General features: G+C 67.4%; 20 protein-coding genes, 1 tRNA gene and 1 pseudogene. 13 read left to right on the forward strand and 9 right to left on the reverse strand.

The features are described 5' to 3' along the window. Positions 1-9: 9 nt before the first annotated feature. Both LQ566_RS03050 and LQ566_RS03055 read right to left on the reverse strand, forming a co-directional pair. Positions 10-1,280 (reverse strand): annotated as a pseudogene (locus LQ566_RS03050) (MFS transporter). Positions 1,281-1,451: 171 nt separating this feature from the next. Next, positions 1,452-1,535, reverse strand: a tRNA-Leu gene (locus LQ566_RS03055). 123 nt (positions 1,536-1,658) lie between these two features. Between LQ566_RS03055 and LQ566_RS03060 the strand changes: the two genes are divergently transcribed. Both LQ566_RS03060 and LQ566_RS03065 read left to right on the forward strand, forming a co-directional pair. Further along, the gene (locus LQ566_RS03060) at positions 1,659-2,954 is read left to right on the forward strand and encodes a M20/M25/M40 family metallo-hydrolase (RefSeq protein ID WP_231090125.1); all 1,296 of its coding nucleotides are present in this window, start codon (positions 1,659-1,661) and stop codon (positions 2,952-2,954) included. Between the two features lie 3 nt (positions 2,955-2,957). After that, entirely contained in the window at positions 2,958-3,794 is an 837-nt protein-coding gene (locus LQ566_RS03065; RefSeq protein ID WP_231090126.1) for an undecaprenyl-diphosphate phosphatase, read from the forward strand. 26 nt (positions 3,795-3,820) lie between these two features. Here LQ566_RS03065 and LQ566_RS03070 read toward each other — a convergent pair whose 3' ends face one another. Then, positions 3,821-4,681, reverse strand: a complete 861-nt coding sequence (locus LQ566_RS03070) for a PAC2 family protein (RefSeq protein ID WP_231090127.1) — start codon at positions 4,679-4,681, stop codon at positions 3,821-3,823. Between the two features lie 56 nt (positions 4,682-4,737). On the opposite strand from LQ566_RS03070, the gene LQ566_RS03075 reads away from it, so the two are divergent. From LQ566_RS03075 to lnt, 9 genes are all read left to right on the forward strand, one after another. Next, complete coding sequence (locus tag LQ566_RS03075; protein WP_231090128.1) at positions 4,738-5,406, forward strand: HAD family hydrolase; 669 nt, start codon at positions 4,738-4,740, stop codon at positions 5,404-5,406. Beyond that, positions 5,403-6,404 carry a tRNA (adenine-N1)-methyltransferase gene (locus LQ566_RS03080; protein ID WP_231090129.1) on the forward strand — a complete coding sequence of 334 codons (1,002 nt, stop codon included), beginning with the start codon at positions 5,403-5,405 and terminating at the stop codon, positions 6,402-6,404. The genes LQ566_RS03075 and LQ566_RS03080 overlap by 4 nt, the downstream gene beginning before the upstream one ends. A 21-nt stretch (positions 6,405-6,425) precedes the next feature. Beyond that, positions 6,426-7,379, forward strand: coding sequence for an FKBP-type peptidyl-prolyl cis-trans isomerase (locus tag LQ566_RS03085; RefSeq protein WP_231090130.1), 954 nt, complete (start codon positions 6,426-6,428; stop codon positions 7,377-7,379). A gap of 62 nt (positions 7,380-7,441) precedes the next feature. Next, positions 7,442-8,425, forward strand: coding sequence for a helix-turn-helix transcriptional regulator (locus LQ566_RS03090; RefSeq protein ID WP_231090131.1), 984 nt, complete (start codon positions 7,442-7,444; stop codon positions 8,423-8,425). Then, on the forward strand, positions 8,425-9,414 hold the full coding sequence (locus LQ566_RS03095) for a helix-turn-helix transcriptional regulator (protein ID WP_231090132.1): 990 nt from the start codon (positions 8,425-8,427) through the stop codon (positions 9,412-9,414). Before LQ566_RS03090 ends, LQ566_RS03095 begins: the two co-directional genes overlap by 1 nt. An 82-nt stretch (positions 9,415-9,496) precedes the next feature. Next, positions 9,497-9,778, forward strand: coding sequence for a twin-arginine translocase TatA/TatE family subunit (tatA, locus tag LQ566_RS03100; RefSeq protein WP_231090133.1), 282 nt, complete (start codon positions 9,497-9,499; stop codon positions 9,776-9,778). Positions 9,779-9,784: 6 nt separating this feature from the next. Then, positions 9,785-10,609, forward strand: a complete 825-nt coding sequence (tatC, locus tag LQ566_RS03105; RefSeq protein ID WP_231090134.1) for a twin-arginine translocase subunit TatC — start codon at positions 9,785-9,787, stop codon at positions 10,607-10,609. Then, on the forward strand, positions 10,606-13,044 hold the full coding sequence (locus LQ566_RS03110; RefSeq protein ID WP_231090135.1) for a DEAD/DEAH box helicase: 2,439 nt from the start codon (positions 10,606-10,608) through the stop codon (positions 13,042-13,044). The genes tatC and LQ566_RS03110 overlap by 4 nt, the downstream gene beginning before the upstream one ends. Before the next feature lie 62 nt (positions 13,045-13,106). Then, the gene (gene lnt, locus LQ566_RS03115) at positions 13,107-14,678 is read left to right on the forward strand and encodes an apolipoprotein N-acyltransferase (RefSeq protein WP_372459788.1); all 1,572 of its coding nucleotides are present in this window, start codon (positions 13,107-13,109) and stop codon (positions 14,676-14,678) included. Positions 14,679-14,735: 57 nt separating this feature from the next. Here the strand turns inward: lnt and LQ566_RS03120 are convergent, their stop codons facing one another. From LQ566_RS03120 to LQ566_RS03135, 4 genes are all read right to left on the reverse strand, one after another. Continuing rightward, entirely contained in the window at positions 14,736-15,095 is a 360-nt protein-coding gene (locus LQ566_RS03120; RefSeq protein WP_231090136.1) for an RNA polymerase-binding protein RbpA, read from the reverse strand. Positions 15,096-15,237: 142 nt separating this feature from the next. Next, positions 15,238-16,008 carry a glycerophosphodiester phosphodiesterase family protein gene (locus LQ566_RS03125; protein WP_231090137.1) on the reverse strand — a complete coding sequence of 257 codons (771 nt, stop codon included), beginning with the start codon at positions 16,006-16,008 and terminating at the stop codon, positions 15,238-15,240. Continuing rightward, entirely contained in the window at positions 16,005-17,153 is a 1,149-nt protein-coding gene (locus LQ566_RS03130; RefSeq protein WP_231090138.1) for an SPFH domain-containing protein, read from the reverse strand. Before LQ566_RS03130 ends, LQ566_RS03125 begins: the two co-directional genes overlap by 4 nt. An 84-nt stretch (positions 17,154-17,237) precedes the next feature. Then, a complete protein-coding gene (locus LQ566_RS03135) occupies positions 17,238-17,708 on the reverse strand; it encodes an NfeD family protein (protein WP_231090139.1) in 471 nt (156 codons plus the stop codon). 122 nt (positions 17,709-17,830) lie between these two features. Here LQ566_RS03135 and LQ566_RS03140 point away from each other — a divergent pair, with 122 nt between their 5' ends. Then, complete coding sequence (locus LQ566_RS03140; RefSeq protein ID WP_231090140.1) at positions 17,831-18,595, forward strand: SDR family oxidoreductase; 765 nt, start codon at positions 17,831-17,833, stop codon at positions 18,593-18,595. Positions 18,596-18,664: 69 nt separating this feature from the next. Here LQ566_RS03140 and LQ566_RS03145 read toward each other — a convergent pair whose 3' ends face one another. Together LQ566_RS03145 and LQ566_RS03150 are read right to left on the reverse strand one after the other, a co-directional pair. After that, positions 18,665-19,225: an HdeD family acid-resistance protein gene (locus LQ566_RS03145; RefSeq protein WP_231090141.1), complete on the reverse strand. Its 561-nt coding sequence runs from the start codon at positions 19,223-19,225 to the stop codon at positions 18,665-18,667. 115 nt (positions 19,226-19,340) lie between these two features. After that, complete coding sequence (locus tag LQ566_RS03150) at positions 19,341-20,834, reverse strand: DUF1846 domain-containing protein (protein ID WP_308070502.1); 1,494 nt, start codon at positions 20,832-20,834, stop codon at positions 19,341-19,343. Between the two features lie 179 nt (positions 20,835-21,013). On the opposite strand from LQ566_RS03150, the gene LQ566_RS03155 reads away from it, so the two are divergent. Beyond that, the gene (locus LQ566_RS03155; RefSeq protein WP_231090142.1) at positions 21,014-21,670 is read left to right on the forward strand and encodes a DsbA family protein; all 657 of its coding nucleotides are present in this window, start codon (positions 21,014-21,016) and stop codon (positions 21,668-21,670) included. Positions 21,671-21,940 lie beyond the last annotated feature (270 nt).

Consider the following 21,940-nt stretch of genomic DNA (forward strand, 5'->3'; position numbering starts at 1 on the left):
CGCCGCAGTTCAGCGATCGGTCTCGTCTTCGTGCCGGACCGTCCGCAGTGGCGAGAAGAGCACGATCGCCGCTGCCAGGATGAACACGAGCGCACCGATGCCGATCGTCGCCGTGAAGCCCAGCAGCGTCATCAGAACGCCGGTCGCGAGAGCCCCGAAGAAGAACACGACGCGATTGGCCGTGCGAATCGTGGCGTTCATCCGGCCCTGGATCTCGTCGGGCGCGATGGCCTGTCGGTAGGAGATGTCGTTGGTGTCCTCGATGCCCATCGCGAGCGACGAGAGGAACAGTGCACCGGCCACCACCGGCAAGCCGAGACGGAGATCCGTTGTCGCGGACAGGGGGAGGAGCGCGAGCGCCAGCCAGGGCAGCACGATGAGCGCTCGGCCGCACAGAATCGCCCGCCCGGCACCGAGGACCGCCCCGAGGCGCGGTGCAAGGAAAGCGCCGAGGAAGCCACCGACGCCGCCGGCCGCGAGAACGAGACCGAACCCCCAGTCCGGCAGTCCGAGGTGGCGCAGGGCGTACACGCCGAATGTCGTGGTCATGATGCTGTTTCCCAGGAACCAGACGTGCACGGAGAGCGCGAGCGGGCGAAGCGTGCGGTGCCGGTAGGTGAAGCGCACCCCGTCGGCGATGTCGTGGCCCACGTGCCTGCCCGCGCCGCGCCGTGCCGGACGCGGCTCGTGCACCCGGATCCGCGACTGGAGGACGGCTGCGACAACGTTGACGAGGCCGTCCAGGTGAACAGCCAGGACGGACCGATCACTCTCAGCAGGAGGCCGCCCTGTGCGGGTCCGGCGGTCTCCGCCACGGTGTTGCTCTGTCCCACGCGCGCATCCGCAGCCACGAGCGATGCCCGTGGGACGATGCGGGGAAGGAGCGGCTGGGCGGCTGAGTCAGTGAACAGTGTGAGGACGCCCAGGGCAAGGGACACGGCTGCCATGGTCCAGATATTCAGTGCGCCGGTGAGGATCAGCACCGGAACGGCGCCGAGGACGACTGCTCGACCCAGGGTCGTGACCACAAGGGTGCGCTGGCGTCGCCAGCGATCCATGAGCGCACCGATGATCAATCCGAGGAACAGGTAGGGCACCACGCCGAGCGCCGTCAGCACGCCGATCTCGCCAGGGCTCGCATGCAGCACGGTGACGATGAGGATCTGGAAGCCGACGCCCGCCACGGCCCCGCCGAATGCCCGAAGGGTGGTGGCGCCCCAGAAGAACGCGAACGGGGGATCGCGCAGCACCTCGGGTCTTCGCTTCGCCGCCTCGCGCATCCTCCGAGGCTATCGGTCGCCGTGTATGTCGCCGCCCGCTGGAAGGTGCACACCACGTCGCGTACACCGGCGCGGGATGCGATGTCCATCTCTGCGAGCGGCATCGCAAAACTCCAGAAACAGAAAGAGCCCCGGAGGTCTGATCACTCAGAATCTCCGGGGCTCATCACGTGCGCGAAGGGGGACTTGAACCCCCACGCCCTATCGGGCACTAGCACCTCAAGCTAGCGCGTCTACCTATTCCGCCACCCGCGCGTGATGTTTTGTTGCCGTCTTCCCGATCCGTTTCCGGCCCGTTCCGACAAGATACGACTTTAGCACGACTGTTCGTGACGTCGCGAACACGGGGCGACCTCGGGCGTGCCGTACCGTGGAACCATGGCCCAGGATGAGACTCCCGAGGTCGCGCGCATCGCCGCCGATCTGATCCGATTCGACACCAGCAACTACGGCGAGGGGCGTGCCAACGGCGAGCGCGAAGCAGCCGAGTACGTGGTCGCCTACCTCGGTGCGCTGGGGTTGCAGACCGAGACGTACGAGTCGGCGCCCGGTCGCACCAGCGTGATGACCCGCATCGCCGGCCGCGATGCGTCCAAGCCCGCCCTCGTGCTGCACGGGCACCTCGACGTGGTGCCGGCCGTCGCCGCTGACTGGAGTGTCGACCCGTTCGCCGGCGAGATCCGCGACGGGCTCCTGTGGGGCCGCGGCGCCGTCGACATGAAGGGCATGGACGCCATGATCCTCACCGCGGTCGCCGAGCTGGTCCGCGCGGGCGAGCAGCCGGAGCGCGACCTCATCGTCGTGTTCTTCGCCGACGAGGAGGCCGGCGGCGAGTACGGGTCGGCCCGGGTGGTGGAGGAGCGTCCCGAGTGGTTCGATGGCGCCACCGAGGCCATCAGCGAGGTCGGCGGGTACTCCGTCGACGTGGCAGGACAGCGGTCGTACCTGTTGCAGGTGGGGGAGAAGGCCCTGCTGTGGCTGCGCCTCAGCGCATCCGGAACCGCAGGGCACGGCAGTGGCTACCACCGTGACAACGCCGTGACGAAGCTGGCGCGCGCGGTCGCACTCCTCGGCGAACGCGACTGGCCGGTGGTGCTCACCGACACCACGCGCGAGCTGGTCGCTCGGATCCGCGAGATCGCCGGTGCGGACACTACCGACCCCGACGAGCTCGCTGCGTTCGCGGGGGCTGCCCAGCGGTTCCTGCGTTCGTCCTGGCGCACCACCACGAATCCCACGGGTCTCACCGCCGGCTACAAGCACAACGTGATCCCCGACCACGCGGAAGCGCTCATCGACGTTCGCGTGCTTCCCGGCACGGAGGAGCAGTTCCTCGTGGAGCTGCGCGAACTGCTGGGGGAGGACATCACCGTCGAGACCGTCGTGGGGGACGTCGGGCTGGAGACGCCGTTCGCGGGAGAGCTCGTCGAGGCGATGGTCGCGGTGCTCGGCCGGCACGATCCGGGAGCCCCCGTCCTGCCGTACCTCCTTTCCGGTGGCACCGACAACAAGGCGCTGGGCCGGCTCGGCATCACCGGATACGGTTTCGCCCCGTTGCGCCTCCCTGCCGATCTGGACTTCACGGGTATGTTCCATGGAGTCGATGAGCGAGTGCCTGTCGACTCACTCGTGTTCGGTCAGCAAGTGCTGATCGACCTTCTGCGGAGCTACTGATACATGCACGTTCTCGAGGCGATCATCCTGGGCATCGTCCAGGGTCTCACCGAGTTCCTACCCATCTCCTCCAGCGCACACCTGCGCGTCGTGGGGCTCATGCTGCCCGGTGGAGCCGACCCGGGTGCGACGTTCACGGCCGTGACCCAGCTCGGAACCGAGCTGGCTGTCATCATCTTCTTCTGGCGCACGATCATGCGCATCATCTCGCGATGGGCGCAATCGCTTACCGGGAAGGTGGCGCGCAACGATCCGGATGCCCGCATGGGATGGCTGGTGATCATCGGCACCATTCCGATCGGTGTGGTCGGCTTCCTGGCGCAGGAGCAGATCCGCGGGCCGTTCCGCAACCTGTGGCTGGTGGCCGGCGTGCTCATCGTCTTCGGTCTGATCCTCGGACTTGCGGACTATCTCGGCAAGAAGAACCGCGAGCTGCAGGATCTGACCTACCCGAGCGGTCTGGCGTTCGGTCTCGCCCAGGTGCTCGCCCTCATCCCGGGCGTCTCCCGCTCCGGGGCGACCACGACGATGGGGCTGGCGCTCGGCTTCTCCCGCACGGCCGCGGCCGAGTACTCCTTCCTGCTGGCCATTCCGGCCGTCTTCGGGTCAGGCCTGTACGAGCTGTACAAGAGCTTTGACGAGACCGGCCAGACGTACTCCATGGGCGACACGGCCATCGCGACCGTGGTGGCTTTCGTGGTCGGCATCCTCGTGATCAAGTACCTGATGCAGTACCTCAAGAAGGGCAGCTTCCTGCCGTTCGTGATCTACCGCGTCGTGCTCGGGGTCGTGCTCATGATCCTGCTCGGGTTCGGAGTGATCCCCGCGATATCGGCCTGATCCTCTCGGCTCGATGGCCCGCGACGTCACGGACGCTGCGGGCCATCGCCGTCTCGGCGCAGATAGCGCTCGAACTCGCGGGCGAGCGCATCGCCCGTGGCCTCGGGGGAGTCCCACTCGTCCCGGGCGCGCTCCAGCTCGCTCACGTAGGCCGCGAGTTCCTCGTCTTCCGCAACGGCCGCATCCACCGCGGCCTCCCATCGACGCCCCTCGGCTTCGAGGGACCCGTGCGACGGCTCGGTACCGGTGATCTCCCCGATCGCAGAGATGAGGGCGAGCGCTCCCAGGGGGCTGGGGCCCTGTCCCGCGGTGTAATGGGGCAGGCTCGCCCAGAGGCTCAGGCCGGGAACGCCGACCTTCTCCATCGCGAGCGACAGCACCGACAGGATGCCAACGGGACCCTCGTACTGCGAGCGTTCGAAGCCGGATTCGCCGCGTATGTCGGCGTTGTCGCTGGAGGCATGGACCGGCACCTTCCGCGTGTGCGGCACGTCGGACATCATGCCGCCGAGGGTCACGAAGCCCGTCACGTCCGCGGCCAGCGCCTGATCGACGATCTCGGAGGCAAACCCCTGCCATGCCCGAGCGGGCTCGGTACCCGAGAGCAGCCAGACCTCGGGCGTCGCAGCGCCCACCGGGCGCCAGAGGGACGCTCCCGGCCAGGTGAGCGTGCGCTCACCCGTGGCGCCGTAAGAAATGGCGGGACGGGTGTACTGGTAGTCGAAGTAGAGCTCGGGGTCCACCGACCAGACCTTCTCGTACGACCCGGCTTCCCGGAGTGCGGTCAGCGCGCTCGTGGCCGCTTCGCCCGCGTCGTTCCAGCCGTCGAACGCGGCGACGAGGATCCGTGATCCGAGCCCGTGGAGAGGGCGATGCCTGTTCGTCATCGCTCCAGCTTAGGCAGGTGCCGGGCGGCCGGGGCGGCACCGGCTAGGCTGGTGCGGTGACCGCGCCCTCTCTCTCCGCTGTGCTCTGGGATATGGACGGAACCATCGTCGACACCGAACCGCTCTGGATGGCGGCGGAGACGGCACTGGTGGAATCGTTCGGGGGCAGCTGGGATCACGAACAGGCGCTCCAGCTCGTGGGCATGGGACTGGACACCTCGGCCCGCATTCTCCAGGACGCCGGTGTGCGCATGTCGGAGGACGCGATCATCGATCACCTCACCGACGCCGTGATGTCGCAGCTGAGCCAGGGGCACGTGGTGTACCGGCCCGGCGCTCGCGAGCTGCTCGCCGCGAATCGCGCCGCAGGCCTCCGCAATGCACTGGTCACGATGTCGCACCGGCGCATGGCGCTGGTCGTCGCGGGCCTGCTCCCCGAGAACACCTTCGATCTGGTGGTCGGGGGAGACGAGGTCGCCCGACCCAAGCCGTTCCCCGATCCCTACCTTCAGGCCGCAGACGCTCTCGGCGTCGCCCCGAAGGAAGCCGTGGTGATCGAGGATTCCCCGGGCGGCACCCGCTCGGGTGTCGCTGCGGGAATCGCCACGATCGGCGTTCCCCACATGGTTCCCCTGGAGGGGCTCGGTGCCACCGTGCTCTGGCCCACTCTCGCTGACCGCACCCCGGATGATCTCCGCGGTGTGCACGAAAGGTTCACCCGATGACTTCCGCACGCCCCACCGGTCCCTTCCGCCTCGGCGACCGGGTGCAGCTGACCGGCCCGAAGAACCGGATGCACACGGTCACGCTCAAGGAGGGCGGCGAGCTGCACACCCACCACGGTGTGCTGGCGCACAAGGACCTCGTCGGCCTGCCGGACGGGTCCGTCGTGCTCAACAGCAACGGGCACGAGTATCTGGCGCTGCGCCCGCTGCTGCGCGACTTCGTGATGTCGATGCCGCGCGGCGCCGCCATCGTCTATCCGAAGGACTCTGCACAGATCGTGTCGCAGGCCGACATCTTCCCGGGCGCTGTCGTGGTCGAGGCCGGAGTCGGCTCCGGGGCGCTCTCGCTGTCCCTGCTGCGCGCGATCGGCGCGGAAGGCCGCCTGTACTCGTTCGAGCGCCGCGAGGAGTTCGCCGATGTCGCCCGTGCGAACGGGGAGACCTTCTTCGGGGCGGTGCCCGAGAACTGGTCGATCACGCTCGGCGACCTCGCGGAGGCGCTGCCGGAGACGGTGTCCTCGGGCTCCGTCGACCGCGTCGTGCTCGACATGCTGGCGCCGTGGGACTGCATGGATGCCGTCGCCGATGCCCTCGCACCCGGCGGCGTGGTGATCTGCTACGTCGCCACCGCTACCCAGCTGTCACGCGTGGCCGAGTACATCCGCGGCATGGGCGTCTTCACCGACCCGGAGGCCAGCGAGACGATGGTGCGCGGCTGGCACGTCGAGGGGCTCGCCGTGCGACCCGATCACCGCATGATCGCCCACACGGGCTTCCTGCTGACGGCGCGCCGCCTGGCGCCCGGCACGGTCGCCCCCGAGGTCCGCCGCCGGGCGTCCAAGTCGAGTTATTCCGATGAGGACGTCGAACTGTGGACGCCGGGAGCCGTGGGAGACCGCTCCATCACCGACAAGAATCTCCGCAAGCGCGTGCGCGAAGCGGAGAAGGGCGCCGCCGGAGCGCGCATCGCGCGCGGGGACGCGTCCGGCGAAGCCTGAACGGGATCGTAGACTGACATGGTGCGCAAGATCTCTGCCGTCATCCCCGTCATCGCTCTGACTGCGGTCGCCCTCGTCGGCTGCGCCCCCGCAGCGGGCTCGGCCAACTCCTTCGGCTGCACGCCCCTCGCGTCGTCCGGGCCGATCGCAGACGCCGTCTCCGTGACCGGTGACTTCGGCACGGACCCGACGATCGAGGCGCCCAGCGCGATGAATGTCACCGCTCAAGAGCGTGACGTGATCATCGCCGGCGACGGTCCGCAGATCGTCTCGGCGAATCAGGTCGTCAGCTTCAGCTACTCACTGGTGCGCACGAGCGACGGAGCCTCCGCGCCCGCCCAGCCGGTGGGACCGGCCATCGTCTCGAAGCTGTCTCAGGTGGTGCCGACCCTCGACGAGCAGCTGATGTGCGCCCGACAGGGCGATCGCATCCTGGCGTCGCTGCCGGCGAACGCGCTCGACCCCGCTGTCGCCGCCCAGAACGGGCTGGGAGCCAACGAGGGCTACCTCATGGCGATCGACGTCACCGAGGTGCTCCCGGATCGTCCGGAGGGCACCGAGGTGTTCAACGGCGCATGGGGTCTGCCCTCCGTGGTGCGTGCGCCCGATGGACGCTCCGGTGTCGTCGTCCCGGACGGCAAGGCTCCGACCGCCACCACGGTCGAGACACTGGTGCGCGGCGACGGTGCGGCCCTGACGGCGGACGACGCGGCGATCCTCAACGTTCTCGGGGTGAGCTGGACGGGTAAGACCCAGTTCCGCTCCTCGATCGACGACGGCACGCCCGTGGTGTCCAGCGCGGGGGATCTGCCGAAGGCGGTGGCCGACGCGCTCGTCGGCGTCACGGTCGGATCCCAGATCATGGTCGTGGTGCCGGCGGATGCCGCCGCCGGCGACTCGGCCGACGCCAAGGCGCCGAAGGACACCGCACTGATTTACGTGGTGGACGTGCTCGGCACTCTGCCCGCCTCCTGATCGGGTGGCGGGCGCTGACGCGCCTCCCGCCCCGTCGCCTGCAGCGCCCATAGGATGTTGAGGTGGCTGAGAAGATTCCCCCGGAAGAGCGGCTGACGAACCTCGTCGTCGCTCTCATGGCAACCGAGATCGGCCTGACGAAGCAGCAGATCCTCGAATCGGTGTCGGGCTACCGGCAGCGGTACGAGCAGAGCGGTGTGACCACCGCTCTCGAGAAGATGTTCGAGCGCGACAAGGACGACCTGCGCGCTCTCGGCATCCCGATCGAGACCCTCGGCGACCTGGCCGATCCCAACGACCTTCGTGAGGCGCGCTACCGCGTCCCCCAGGCGGAGTACGACCTCCCGGGAGACATCACGTTCACCCCGGCTGAGCTGGCCGTGCTCAGTCTCGCGGGTACGGTGTGGCGCGATGGCTCATTCTCACGAGACGCACGATCGGGACTGCGCAAGATCCGGGCCCTGGGGATCGACGTCGACGAGCCGATCATCGGCTTCGCGCCGCGCCTGGATCTCACGGCGCCCGCCTTCGCACCGCTGCAGCTGGCCATCGAGAACGCGGACGTCGTCACGTTCAGCTACCTGAAGCCCGGCGACGACGCGGCACGGCTGCGGCGCATGAAGCCACTGGCTCTGATCGACGCGGAGAACCGCTGGCACGTGTACGGCATCGATGCCGACATCGATGAAGAGCGGACGTTCCTGCTGTCCCGCATCGTCAGCGACGTGACCCCGACGGGGGAGCACTTCGACGCCGGTCTTCGGGCCGGGGCGGGAGAGCGTGGACTGGCCGGTCTCCGCGAGGTACTGGATCGCAATGTGGCGCACCTGGAGGTGAACCCCGGCACCGAGGCGGCGCTGCGCCTCAGCCGGAGGTCGCGCCCGGCCGCGCGCGGAATCGAGGTTCCGTACCTCGACGAGTCCATCTTCGCGGACGAGCTGGCCTCCTACGGGCCGGAGGTGCGGGTGATCGAGCCCGCGCGACTACGTGACGCCGTGATCGCCCGGCTGCGCGCCGTCCTGGAACTGCACGAGGTGAGGAACTGATGGCCCGTCGCACACAGCCGCTGCTGGCGCCCGACCGCGTGAAGCTCTACCTGTCGCTCGTGCCCTACCTGGCAGAACGCGGGCAGGTGACGGTCACAGAGGCAGCCGCAGACTTCGATGTGACCCCGGAGGATATGCGCCGCATGGTGCAGAAGCTCACGGTGATCGGACTTCCGGGGGAAGACGGCTACTGGCAGCTGGACCAGGACCTCTTCAACATCAACTGGGACCTCCTCGAGGGGGAGGATGTCATCGAGCTGACCAACACGGTCGCGCTGCGACGGGTCCCGAGGTTCACCGCGCGGGAAGCCGCGGCGTTGCTGTCCGGTCTGCGCCTGGCACGCGAGGTTCCCGGAATGGACGATGACGGTGTCGTCACCGGGCTCATCGAGAAGCTCTCACGCGGTGCATCCGCCGCTCCTGCCGACGTGATCGTTGCGCCTTCCACCACTGATGACGTCCGACGGGTGGTCGCCGAGGCCCTGCGCACCCGCCACGCGATCCAGTTCACCTACCGTGCCCCGGACGCCGAACCGCTGGTGCGCACGGTCGACCCGGTGAAGGTGCACATGACCAGCGGCGAGTGGTACCTCCAGGGCTGGTGCCACCTCCGTCGTGCCATGCGCACCTTCCACCTGGCCCGGGCTAGCGAACCGGTGCTCCTGGATCTTGCGGCCGAGCACGGCGCGGAGCACGCCAGCGAGTTGTTCGGCGGGATGAACGAGTCCCAGTCATCGGCGTCCGAAGACGTTGCGGCCACGATTCGATTCGCGACGGACACGGCACCGCTGGTGGGCGACTATCTCTCCCGCGCAGAGGCGTCCAGCGATTCGGGCGTCACGACCGCGCGCGTCAACGTGGGCGACCCGCGTTCACTCAAGCGCCTGGCAGCACGCCGGGGCGGCGCCGTCGAGGTGGTCGCACCGCCCGCGGCCCGGGCCGCCACCGCAGAGTGGGCGCGCGCCGCACTTGATCAGTACGCGATCTAGTTCCTTTCCATCTGCCCGGTCCGGGCATGTCGGCGAGGATGCGGGTTAGACTGCACACAGACTTCACGAACGGAGACCACACATGCTCGGTAACCTCACCGGATGGCACCTGCTGCTTGTTCTCGCCGTCATCCTGCTGCTGTTCGGAGCTGCCAAGCTTCCCGCGCTCGCCAAGAGCATGGGTCAGTCGGCGCGTGCATTCAAGGGCGAAATGAACGCGATGAAGGAAGACGACGCGCAGCGCGCAGCCTCCCAGGCCGACACGCCGGCACCGAACGCCACCCCCGGAGCCACGCTGAACGGCGTCTCCGACGGCACTGTCATCAACGGAACGGCTGCGAAGCCCACCGATCCCGCGGCCTGACGCCCTATGGCGACACCGCCCATCGACGACGCCGCGGTCGAGGCGCCCCCTGGCGAGAAGCGCATGTCGCTGGGGGAGCACCTCCGCGAGGCCCGTCGTCGCATCATGATCTGCGCGGCGGCGATTCTCATCGCTGCGGTCATCGGCTTTATCTTCAGCGGCCTCGTCCTGGACGTGCTCTCGCGTCCCATCGAGCTCGTCCGGGAGAATCGCGGCGACACTGATCCCGGTTCCACCGGACTCATGATCCAGACCGTCACCGGTGCATTCGATCTCCGCATGAAGGTCGCCTTCTCCATCGCGATCTTCCTCGCGGCACCGGTGTGGCTGTGGCAGATCTGGGCGTACATCATGCCGGCGATGACGAAGAAGGAGAAGCGCTACACGCTCGGCTTCACGCTCGCCGCGGTGCCGCTGTTCTTCCTCGGTTGCTACGTCGGATTCTCCGTCGCGCCCCATGTGGTCGAGATCATGGCCTCGTTCCTGCCCGAAGGCGTCAACGCGCTGTACGACTATGCGTACTACTACGACTTCATGTTCAAGCTGCTTCTGGCGGTGGGCGTCGCCTTCGTGATTCCGGTGTTCCTGGTGGCTCTCAACCTCACCGGCATCATGAGCGGTCGCGACATCCTCAAGGGGTGGCGCGTGGCGATCCTCATCGCCACGATCTTCGCGGCGGTCACCACGCCGGGCGCCGATGTCACCTCGATGCTTCTGCTCGCGGGCATCCTGATCGTGCTGTACTTCCTGGCCGCGCTGGTGTGCCTGCTGTTCGATCGGCGGAAGCGCAAACGAATGGATGCCTTCATGGCCGCGGAGTCGCCTGCGTGAGTTCCCCTTCGGAGATCTCCGCCGGTGCGGCCGCCGGCCGGCCGCACCCCCTCACCCGGTCCTTCGCCGCATTGCAGCGCTTCGCGCTCGATCCGTTCCAGATCGCGGCATGTGAGGCGCTGGAGGATGGTCACGGCGTACTGGTCGCCGCGCCGACGGGGGCCGGCAAGACCATCGTGGGGGAGTTCGCCATCCATCTGGCGATGCTCACCTCGCGCGACAAGGCGTTCTACACCACGCCGATGAAGGCGCTGTCGAACCAGAAGTTCCGCGAGCTGCAGGACGTCTACGGAGCCGACAACGTCGGTCTGCTCACGGGAGACACCAACATCAACGCCGGGGCACGCATCGTCGTCATGACCACAGAGGTGCTGCGGAACATGCTGTACGCCGATTCGCCGGCGCTCCAGGACCTGCGGTACGTGGTCATGGACGAGGTGCACTACCTCGCTGATCGCTTTCGCGGCGCCGTCTGGGAAGAAGTGATCATCCACCTCCCGACCGAGGTGAAGGTGGTCGCACTCAGCGCAACCGTCTCCAACGCCGAGGAGTTCGGGGACTGGCTCGACACCGTCCGCGGTGACACCGAGGTCATCGTGTCGGAGATCCGCCCCGTACCGCTGGAACAGCATGTCCTGTTCCGTGGGGACCTCATCCCGCTGTTCGACGAGCGAAGCTCCGCCGCCGCCCACGAGGTGAACCGGGAACTGCTTCGGCAGGGTCGCAGCGCCCTGTACGAGAACAACCGCCGCACGCAGCACGGGAAGTCGCAGGGCCGGCGCGGCAAACCCACCTACCAGCGCCACAGCACCGCGCGCGCCGACCGGCTCGACCGTTCGGATGTGATCCGGCTGCTGGAGCGCGACTCACTGCTACCCGCGATCTTCTTCATCTTCAGCCGTGTGGGCTGTGATGCCGCGGTCGCCCAGACCCGCCGTTCGGGTATCCGGCTGACAACGGGGGAGGAGCGCGCTGAGATCCGCCGTGTGGTCGAGGCGCGCACCCGATCGCTCCCCGACGAGGACCTCGGCGTGCTCGGCTACTTCGAGTGGCTGAACGACCTCGAGCGGGGTGTCGCCGCGCACCATGCCGGCATGCTGCCTGCATTCAAGGAGACCGTCGAGGAACTGTTCCAGCGCAAGCTCGTGAAGGTGGTCTTCGCCACGGAGACGCTGGCCCTGGGGATCAACATGCCGGCGCGCACGGTGGTGCTGGAAAAGCTCGAGAAGTTCAACGGCGAGGCGCGGGTGGCCATCACCTCGGGGGAGTACACCCAGCTCACCGGACGAGCCGGACGGCGAGGCATCGACGTCGAGGGACACGCGGTGATCCAGTGGAATGACGCGCTGGACCCGCAATCGGTCGCGGCTCTCGCTTCGAGACGGACGTATCCGCTCAACTCCTCGTTCCGCCCCACCTACAACATGGCCGTCAACCTGATCGACCAGTTCGGTCGCGGGCGGGCGCGGGAGATCCTGGAGTCGTCCTTCGCGCAGTTCCAGGCTGATCGGTCGGTCGTCGGTGTGGCCGCGAAGGTCCGTGAGGCGGAGGAGTCGCTCGCGGGATACCGCAGCGCGATGACCTGCGATCGCGGTGACTTCCTGCAGTATTCGTCGATCCGCCGTGAGCTCAGCGACCTCGAGAAGCAGAACCGCGCGGATGTGACCGCGCCTCGAGGCAAGCGGGAGAAGCGTCTCAAGCGCATCGCGAGCCTCCGCACCGCGATGCAGCGGCATGCCTGCAACAGCTGCCCCGATCGCGAGGCCCACGCGCGCTGGGCAGAACGGTACTGGAAGCTCAAACGCGATGTGGACCGCATGCGCAAGCAGATCGCCACGCGCACCGGAACCGTGGCCCGCGTCTTTGACCGCGTGGTCGATGTCCTCGAGATCATGGACTACGTCCGCACCGACGATGACGGTCAGGCCGTGATCACCGACGCTGGTGCACGGATGCAGCGGATCTACGGTGAACGTGACCTGCTGGTGGCGGAGTGCCTGCGAACCGGCCTCTGGCGAAATCTTGACGCCCCCTCGCTGGCGGCCCTGGCCAGCACGCTGGTGTACGAGCCGCGACGCGGTGAGGAAGGCGGCTCGGAGCGCGGGCTGCCCCGCGGTGCATTCCGTATTGCGCTCACCGAGACGCAGAAGCTGTGGGCGGAGCTGGATGACCTGGAACGCGACCACCAGCTGCCTGGGTCGGAACCGCCCGCAACGGGCATCGCCCAGGCGATGCACTCCTGGGCGCGTGGCGCGCTGCTGGACCGCGTGCTCGACGAGGCCGACCTCGCCGCCGGCGACTTCGTACGCTGGACGAAGCAGACCATCGACCTGCTCGACCAGATCGGCATGGTGGCCGACGGTGAGCTCGCCACGACCGCGCGACGGGCTCTGGATGCCATCCGCCGCGGCATCGTGGCGTACACCGGTCTCTGAGCGGATCAGCCTAGGCTGTTGCGGTGCCCGAAACTGCTGCGCCCGCCGATGCTTCCGACGTTGTGGATCGCGCGGATCGCAGAACGGCACGTCGCGACGCCCGGCGCCAGCGCGTCGGCCACCCCGTGCTCCCGCTCTGGGCAGCCCTTGTCGTCGCGGCGGTGGCGGGACCGGTCCTGGATGCCGCCTATCCGTCCCTCGGGATCTGGCCTGTGGCGTTCCTCGGAATCGGGCTCTCCCTGCTCCCGCTGATCGGCCGCGGGGCGTGGGCGGCGCTGCTCGTGGGCTTCGTCTTCGGAACCTCCTTCTTCCTCGTCCACATCATGTGGATCACCCGCTACCTCGGTCCGATTCCCTGGTTCGCACTGGCGCTGCTGGAGGCCGCGCTCGTCGCGGCCGGATCCGTCCTCATCTCACTCGCCTATCGATGGCTGCCGCGTGTTGTTCCCGGACGCTGGGGGCGTCTCGTCGCGCTTCCGCTCCTCGTCGGTGGACTCTGGACAGCGAGAGAGCTCTTCCAGGGATCCTGGCCGTACACGGGGTTCCCATGGGCGCGAATCGGCATGAGCCAGTCCGAGAGCCCCCTGGCCCACCTGGTGAGCTGGGTCGGGGTCAGCGGGCTCAGTTTCCTGATGGTCGCGGTCACCTCGGCGGCGATCGAGGTCGTCCGCGTTCACCGCACGTTCGGGTTCCGGCCGGTATCCCTGGTCCCTGTGGCCGTGGGCCTGGTGGTGCTCTTCGCGGTCCCGCAGTTCCCCACGAGCGACGCCGGTGCGATGCGCGTCGGCAGCGTGCAGGGCAACGGACCCACCGGTTATTTCGATGATCGCACCCCGAATGCGGTGATCCAGGCGCAGCTGCATGCCACCGCACCGGTGCTGAAGGACCGGGTGGATCTGCTGCTGTGGCCGGAGGGCGGGATCGACTCCGACCCGCTCAACAACGACACCACGGCTCGGGTGCTCAGCCGGCTGAGCACACGCATCGATGCGCCGCTGCTGGTGAACGCCGCCACCACGCGGGGCGATGACATCTTCAACACGTCGATGCTCTGGGACGGTGACGCCGGCGCCGTCCAACTGCATGACAAGCGCAACCCGGTGCCCTTCGGCGAGTACGTGCCCGATCGCGCGTTCTACGAGGCGATCGTGCCGGACCTGATCGGCCTCATCGGGCGGGAGTACACACCCGGCACGAATCCCCCCTACATGAACGTCGACGGTGTGGGAGTGGGCCTCGCCATCTGCTTCGACGTGATCTACGACAGCGTCATCTGGGAGGGTGCCTCAGACGGTGCCGAGGTCTTCATGTTCCAGACCAACAACGCGGACTTCCGTGGCACGGATGAGAACCTCCAGCAGCTGGCGTTCGCCCGCATGCGGGCCGTGGAGACGGGGCGCAGCGTGGTGAACATCAGCACCGTCGGCACCAGTCAGGTGATCTCTCCCGATGGAGCCACCCTCGATCAGCTCCCCGCCGCCGAGGCCGGTGCCATGATCACCGACGTTCCGCTCCGGACGGGGCTCACCCCGGCCGTCCTTTTCGGATCGACGATCCAGCTCGTGCTGTTCGCCGATAGCCTTCTCACGCTCGGCGTCGCCGGACTCATCGCACGCGTCCGTCGGCGAGCATGAGAAGAGGCGCCGCCCTGGGGGCGACGCCTCGTGACTTCTCTTCTCGGCTCGGGCCGATCAGGCTGCGGCACCGCCGCGGCGCTGGCGCACGAACTCCAGACGCTCTGCGAGCACCTCTTCGAGTTCCTCGATCGTGCGGCGCTCCAGCAGCATGTCCCACGGGGTACGAGCGGCCTTCTCATCGGCCTGCTCGACCTCCACGGCCTTGCCGTTGACCTGCAGGCGCGCCTCGGCACCACAGGTACGGCACTCCCACGTCGCCGGCGGCTCAGCGTCGGCTGCGAAGGTCAGAGTGGTGTCACGATCGCACTGCGTGCACTTGTAGGTGAACTGTGCGCGGTCCATCAGCACGACGCCGTCCTCACTCTGGAGGCTCTGGGCGCCGAGTCGGATACCGCGAAGGCTGCGTTCTGCCATGGTGAATCCTCTCCTCGACACTCAGGTATAGCCCTTCAGCCTGGGCGGATGGTCGGAAGGGGAGGAACCACCGCAGAACTCCCAGCCTACGTACAGCTCCAGCGAAGGATGTTCGGGGTATAAGCGCTCAAATGCCCGGATCTCAGCCGAGAGCGCGCAGCGCCAGGTCGGCGCGGTCCGTGACGATGCCGTCAGCGCCGGAGGCGATGAGACGGCGCATCTCGGTGACGTCGTTGATCGTCCAGATGTGCACCTCGACACCAGCATCATGCGCGGCGCGCAGCAGCCGGGGCGTGAACACCGCGACGCCGCTCATCCGCACCGGGATCTGGAGAGCATCCAGCGGTGCGAGAATCCGCCGCACCCGTGCGCCCTGGCGCAGGGCGAGGGCGAGCACCAGCTGGATCATGATCGATCGTCCCGGCGAGGTGGCGGGGGAGCCGCCGACACTACGACAGGCGGCCAGCGCCCGCAGTCGCGCCGCGTCGTCGAAGCTGGTCAGCAGCACGCGGTCCGCGTGCGCAGCGATGATGCGTCCGGCTGGCTCCGCGGCTTCCGGAACTTTCACGTCGACGTTGAATCGCAGTTCCGGGAAGGTCTCCAGCAGATCGCGAAGGGTGATCAGGCCACCGCGGTCGGCCATGATGGCGCTGAGCTCCGCCCGCGTCACATCGCGCACCCGACGATCGTCGCCGGTCACCCGGGTGAGCTTCTGATCGTGGAAGACTGCCACCTCCCCGTCCGCGGTGAGGTGGCAGTCCAGCTCGACGTAGTGCGCTCCGGCGGCCTGGGCGCCCGCGACCGCGGCCAGCGTGTTCTCCGCAACACCGGCCGAGGCCTCGTCTGGTGTGACGAGGCCTCGGTGGGCGAGAACGCGCGGCTGAGGCGCGAACTGCAGATACGGATGGGTCATGCCGGCGGGTTCTGACCGAAGTCGATCGCGGGCGGCTCATCCACGGGCGGGATGACCTCGGGCTCGGGGATCACCGGATCCTGCACGACACCGTCGACGACCGCTTCCGACGGCGGGAGGGCCGACGGAGGCACCACCGGAGTGTCCGCAGCCGCCTGCGCGGCCGCCTCAGCGCGCGTAGCGGGGGCAGCCTGTGCCGATCCCGGAGCCGTCGGCTTCGGCTTGGGCTTCGGGGGAGTCCACGAAGACGGAGAGGCGCCGCCCGTGAACCCCGTGGCGATGCCCTTGACCGCCTCGGTGAGCTCGCTCGGGATGATCCAGAGCTTGTTGGCCGAGCCCTCGGAGATCTTCGGGAGGGTCTGCAGGTACTGGTACGCCAGGAGCTTGTCGTCCGGCTGACCCTCGTGGATCGCGTTGAACACGGTCTCGATAGCTTCTGCTTCACCCTGTGCCCGGAGCACCGCAGCCTGCTTGTCACCCTCTGCGCGCAAGATCTCCGCCTGGCGAGAGCCCTCCGCTTCGAGGATGGCCGACTGCTTCGTTCCCTCTGCGGTGAGGATCGCGGCGCGGCGATCACGCTCGGCACGCATCTGCTTCTCCATGGAGTCCTGGATCGAGACGGGCGGGTCGATGGCCTTCAGCTCGACACGGGACACGCGGATACCCCACTTGCCCGTCGCCTCGTCGAGGACGGCACGCAGCTGGTCGTTGATCTGATCGCGGCTGGTGAGCGCTTCTTCGAGGTTGAGGCCACCGACGACGTTACGCAGCGTCGTGGTGGTGAGCTGTTCGACAGCGCCCAGGTAGTTCGCGATCTCATAGGTGGCGGCGCGCGCGTCGGTGACCTGGAAGTAGACCACCGTGTCGATGGAGACGACCAGGTTGTCCTCGGTGATCACCGGCTGCGGCGGGAACGAGACGACCTGCTCACGGACGTCGATGAGCGGGCGGAGACGGTCGATGAACGGCACGAGCACGTTCAGACCAGGACTGAGCGTCTTGTGGTAGCGCCCCAGGCGCTCCACGATGCCGGCTGTGGCCTGCGGGATGATCCGGATGGATCGGGCGATGATCACGATGACCACGATGACGAGCACGATGCCGACGATGATGCCGACGACCGTACCGACGGAGATGTCGTTCATGAGTGCGCCCTCCTTTCCTCGGGGTTCTGCCTCGTCAGACGCGACGAGACCTGTTCGGGGGCGTGTTTTCGAGTAATCGGCGCGTCAGGCGTACGTGCCCTCGACGCGTGCCGGCACCACTTCGGCGAGTGCGCCGCGGATGACGGTCACCGTCACCGGTGTCTCGGGCGCAAGGGGCAACCCGTGGGTGCGAGCGGTCCAGACGTCACCGTTGCTGAGCTTCACGCGCCCCTCGGTAGCCGTCGTCGTCTGCACGACGATGCCTGCCATGCCGATGAGCGCATCGACATTGCTCTTCGCCTCGTCCGCACCGCGTCGCAGGCGTCGCAGCAGCGGCGGCTTGAGCAGCAGGATCAGCAGCAGGCCGGCGACGGCGGCGAGCACGAGCTGCAGCCACAGCGGTCCGCCGAACAGGGCCGTGACGAGCCCGAGCAGGCTGGCGATGCCCAGCATGAGGAACGTGAACTCGAGCGTGAACATCTCGATGACGAGGAAGAGAACGATGAGCACGAGCCAGGCGACCCAGGCGAACTGGAGCAGTGTGGTGATGTCCATTGGGAGAACCCCCTCTCCTACAGGAAACTATCAGATGGCCGCGGTCCCCGAGGGTGCAGCAGCCTCTTGATAGCGTGGTGTTCACGCGCGATCGCGCACCCGCACACGTCCAAGGAGTACTCGTGTCCCAGATCCTCGCCCCCGGCTCTCTCGATGGGAAGACCGCCCTGGTCACCGGCTCGTCCCGTGGCATCGGAGCGGACACCGTGCGCTACTTCGCGGAGGCCGGCGCGAACGTCGTCATCAACTACCGCAATAAGGCCCCGCGCGCTCAGAAGCTCGCGAACGAGCTGGCGGAGCTCGGCGTCGGCACGCTCGTGGCCGGAGCAGACCTCACCGACGACGCTGCCGTCGCGGACATGCTCGGTGCGGCAAAGGACGTGTTCGGGGGGATCGACATCCTCGTGCTCAACGCGTCCGGCGGCATGGAGGGCGGCATGGCCGAGGACTACGCCCTGAAGCTCAACCGTGACGCCCAGGTCAATGCTCTGACGGCGGCGCTGGATGTTCTGAACCCCGGCGCACGCATCGTCTTCGTCACCAGCCACCAGGCGCACTTCATCCGCACGACGCCCACGATGCCCGAGTACGAGGGCGTGGCGCTGTCCAAGCGCGCAGGTGAAGACGCGCTGCGCGAGCTCATCCCGGCCATCGAGGAGCGCGGCTTCGAGTTCGTCGTGGTCTCCGGCGACATGATCGAGGGCACCATCACCGCAACCCTCCTGGAGCGTGCGAACCCCGGGGCCATCGAGGCACGGCGCGAGTCCGCAGGCAAGCTGCTCAACGTCGCCGAGTTCGCGGCGGAGGTCGCTCGCGCGGCCGTCGAGCCCGTTCCGGCGGACCACACGCGCCTGACGGGCGACGCCAGCGGCTTCGTCGCGGAGTAACCGGCACCGGCACCGGCACGAAGAAGGCGCTGTCACCGTATGGTGACAGCGCCTTCTTCGTCGGCGCGATCAGCCGCGACCGAGGGTGAAGGCCCGAACGATCTGCACGATGCCCATGACGATCAGGGTGATCGCGATCCACAGCACGATCACCTGGAGGCCGATCAGCGGGGAGAACAGCAGGGCGATACCACCGAGGATCGACACGATCGCGTAGAACACTGTCCACCCCTTCGAGGGCGACAGGTTCAGAGACGCGAGCGCTGCTGCACCTTCGAAGATCCACGCGATAGCGATGAAGGTCACCACCATGACGCCGACGATCACAGATGTCGTCGACGGGTTCGCGAACGCCACGATGGCGGCCACGATGAAGAGCACGCCCACCAGAACGTGTCCGATGCGGGACCACACGCCCGCGAGGGGCGCCGTGAAGCCGATCACGGCGTACACGATGCCGGTGAGCAGCGTGTAGAAGGCGAGCACCATCGTCACCGCGACGACGGCACTTCCAGGCCAGACGAGCATGATGATGCCCGTGATCAGAGCCAGAGCGCCGCCGATACCCAGCCACAGGCGGACCCGCTTGGCTGTCGACTGCACGCGGTCGGAGAGAGTGTTGTCAGACATGTTGCGTCCTTTCCGGGAGTAGGACGAACGTTACACTCTCAGCGGAAACTCAGGCACGGCCCGCGCCGTGTTTGTTCGGGCTTGTGCGAACCGGCTGCGCGAGCCGGTCGGCCGGTCAGCGCTTCCGGTAGAGGTTCTGCGTCTGATACTCCGGCTCGCTTGTCACATTCACGCCGAGGCTGCGGAAGATGCCCTCGTCCACCGAACCCAGAATCACCGAGGTGTGTGCTTCGCAGCCCCGCAACCGCGAGAGCTGGTCCAGCGCCGCGCGCGCCGCCGGATTCGTCGTCGCTCCCACCGCGAGTGCGATCAGCACCTCGTCCGTGTGCAGACGCGGGTTCCGGCTGCCGAGATGACGGGTCTTGAGGGCCTGGATGGGCTCGATGGTCTCCGGGGCGAGGAGGGCCTCCTCGTCGTCCAGATCGGCGAGCACCTTGAGCGCGTTCAGCAACACGGCGGAGCTCGCGCCGAGCAGGGGAGAGGTGCGACCGGTCACGATCGTGCCGTCCGGGAGCTCGATCGCTGCGGCTGGGCCGCGTGAACTCTTGGCGAGATCGCGTATGGGCTGCACCACCGGCCGATCCGTCTGGGAGATACCCAGCTGCCCCATGAGCAGCGCGATCCGATCCGATGCATCGGGGTCCAGCCCCTCGCGGCGCTCGGTGACGAGTGCCTTGAAATGGCGACGGAGCACCTCCTGCCGGCTGGCTTCGCGGCACACCTCGTCGTCGCTGATGCAGTGCCCCGCCATGTTCACGCCCATATCGGTGGGGGAGCGGTACGGCGAGGAGCCGGTGAGCTCTTCGAACAGACGGTTCAGAACCGGGAACACCTCGACGTCACGGTTGTAGTTCACGGCCTGCTCGCCGTACGCCGCGAGGTGGAACGGGTCGATCATGTTCACATCGTCAAGATCCGCCGTCGCCGCCTCATAGGCGATGTTGACCGGATGGTTCAGCGGAAGACTCCAGATCGGGAACGTCTCGTATTTCGCGTATCCCGAATTGACGCCGCGGGCGTGGTCATGAAACATCTGCGAGAGGCAGGTCGCCATCTTCCCGGAGCCGGGCCCGGGGCCGGTGACCACCACGACGTCGCGCGACGTCTCGATGTAGTCGTTTCTCCCGAAGCCCTGCTCGCTGAGGATCATGCGGACATCGTTCGGATAGCCCTTGATGAGGTGGTGGCGGTAGACCTTCAGGCCCAGTCGCTCGAGCTTGCGCTTGAACGCGCTGGACGCGCGGTCTCCATCCCCGATCTGGGTGATGACCACGCTGCCGACGAAGAGACCTTTCGCACGGAACTCGTCGATCAGCCGGAGCACATCGGCCTCGTACGAGATGCCGAGATCCGCGCGCACCTTGCTGGAGGCGAGATCCTTCGCGGAGACCGCGATTACGATCTCGACCTCGTCGGCGATCGTCATGAGCATCTCGATCTTGTTGTCCGGCGTGAACCCGGGCAGCACACGAGAGGCGTGGAAGTCATCGAACAGCTTGCCGCCGAATTCGAGGTAGAGCTTTCCGCCGAACTGGGCGCGTCGGGCGTTGATGTGCTCCGACTGCATCCGCAGGTACTCGTCGCGGTCGAATCCGATGGTCTGTGGCACTCGTGGTCTCCTTAATCGCCAGCGAGAAGCCTATCCGGCGCCTGGTCCGAAGCCTCTGAGACACCCCACCGCTGCACCTGGCGGTTCGTGTGGGCGGTTGCTCAGAGACGACTCGTAGGGTCGGTCACATCGGATCGCCGATGATCCTGTCCCGTCGTCGACCCCCAGGAGCCGACCCTATGAAGACATCCGTCAAGGCAGCCCTCATCTCCGTCGGCGTTGTCGTCGTGCTCGTCGTCGCCGCCGTGTTCATCGTGCTGCTGAATCGACCGACTGCACCCACGTCGGCGGAGACGAGCGGCGCGCTGCCGGGCACACGTGCGAACTCGCACGTGATCGATCGGGTGGGGGAGGACGCCCCGACGCTGGTGGAATACCTGGACTTCGAGTGCGAGGCCTGCGCGGCCTTCCATCCGGTGGTCACGGAGCTGCGCGAGCACTATGACGGCCGCATCAACTACGTCGTGCGGTACTTCCCGCTGGCCGGTCATTTCAATTCGATGAACGCGGCACTTGCCGTGGAAGCCGCGGCCCGTCAGGACAAGTTCCTCGAGATGCACGACATGATGTTCGACACGCAGGCGGCCTGGGGTGAGCAGCAGGCATCTGCCGCGGACACGTTCCGCGGCTACGCCGAAGAGCTCGGTCTCGACCTCGCTGCATACGACGCTGCGATCAGCGACCCGGCGACTCGCTCGCGCATCGAAGAGGACGTGAACGACGGCAAGCTGGCGGGCGTTCGCGGAACGCCGACCTTCGTCCTCGACGGCAAGCCGCTGGAACTCACGAAGCTCAGCGATCTGACGGATGCGATCGACGCCGCACTCACACGCTGAATCGCTTCGCGCACGTGCGTGAGCCGATTGCTGGCGCGGCACCACGGCGCGGCGATACAGCGATTCGTACCGCCGGCGGGTGCTGTCATTCACCCTCGATGCCAGGCTCAGGGCTGTTCGTCAGCGAAACGCGAGCTCACGTGGATCCTGATCACTGAGATCAGAATTGCCGATAATGCACATTATGTCAGTTCACATCGAGATCGCGGGTCTCGTTTCTTCGCCGCGGGCCAGGATCGCCCCTCCCCGTGTGAGGATGTGGGCGTGACC

It is taken from the genome of Microbacterium nymphoidis, from assembly GCF_021044885.1.
GTDB lineage: Bacteria > Actinomycetota > Actinomycetes > Actinomycetales > Microbacteriaceae > Microbacterium > Microbacterium nymphoidis.

Bases quoted from the DNA above. Each gene is read 5' to 3' on its own strand.
- LQ566_RS03065 (WP_231090126.1), top strand. From the start codon at position 2,958: ATGCACGTTCTCGAGGCGATCATCCTGGGCATCGTCCAGGGTCTCACC.
- LQ566_RS03135 (WP_231090139.1), bottom strand. From the start codon at position 17,708: ATGGACATCACCACACTGCTCCAGTTCGCCTGGGTCGCCTGGCTCGTG.
- LQ566_RS03070 (WP_231090127.1), bottom strand. From the start codon at position 4,681: ATGACGAACAGGCATCGCCCTCTCCACGGGCTCGGATCACGGATCCTC.
- tatA (WP_231090133.1), top strand. From the start codon at position 9,497: ATGCTCGGTAACCTCACCGGATGGCACCTGCTGCTTGTTCTCGCCGTC.
- LQ566_RS03130 (WP_231090138.1), bottom strand. From the start codon at position 17,153: ATGAACGACATCTCCGTCGGTACGGTCGTCGGCATCATCGTCGGCATC.
- LQ566_RS03145 (WP_231090141.1), bottom strand. From the start codon at position 19,225: ATGTCTGACAACACTCTCTCCGACCGCGTGCAGTCGACAGCCAAGCGG.
- LQ566_RS03120 (WP_231090136.1), bottom strand. From the start codon at position 15,095: ATGGCAGAACGCAGCCTTCGCGGTATCCGACTCGGCGCCCAGAGCCTC.
- LQ566_RS03125 (WP_231090137.1), bottom strand. From the start codon at position 16,008: ATGACCCATCCGTATCTGCAGTTCGCGCCTCAGCCGCGCGTTCTCGCC.
- tatC (WP_231090134.1), top strand. From the start codon at position 9,785: ATGGCGACACCGCCCATCGACGACGCCGCGGTCGAGGCGCCCCCTGGC.
- LQ566_RS03080 (WP_231090129.1), top strand. From the start codon at position 5,403: ATGACTTCCGCACGCCCCACCGGTCCCTTCCGCCTCGGCGACCGGGTG.
- LQ566_RS03060 (WP_231090125.1), top strand. From the start codon at position 1,659: ATGGCCCAGGATGAGACTCCCGAGGTCGCGCGCATCGCCGCCGATCTG.
- LQ566_RS03095 (WP_231090132.1), top strand. From the start codon at position 8,425: ATGGCCCGTCGCACACAGCCGCTGCTGGCGCCCGACCGCGTGAAGCTC.
- LQ566_RS03155 (WP_231090142.1), top strand. From the start codon at position 21,014: ATGAAGACATCCGTCAAGGCAGCCCTCATCTCCGTCGGCGTTGTCGTC.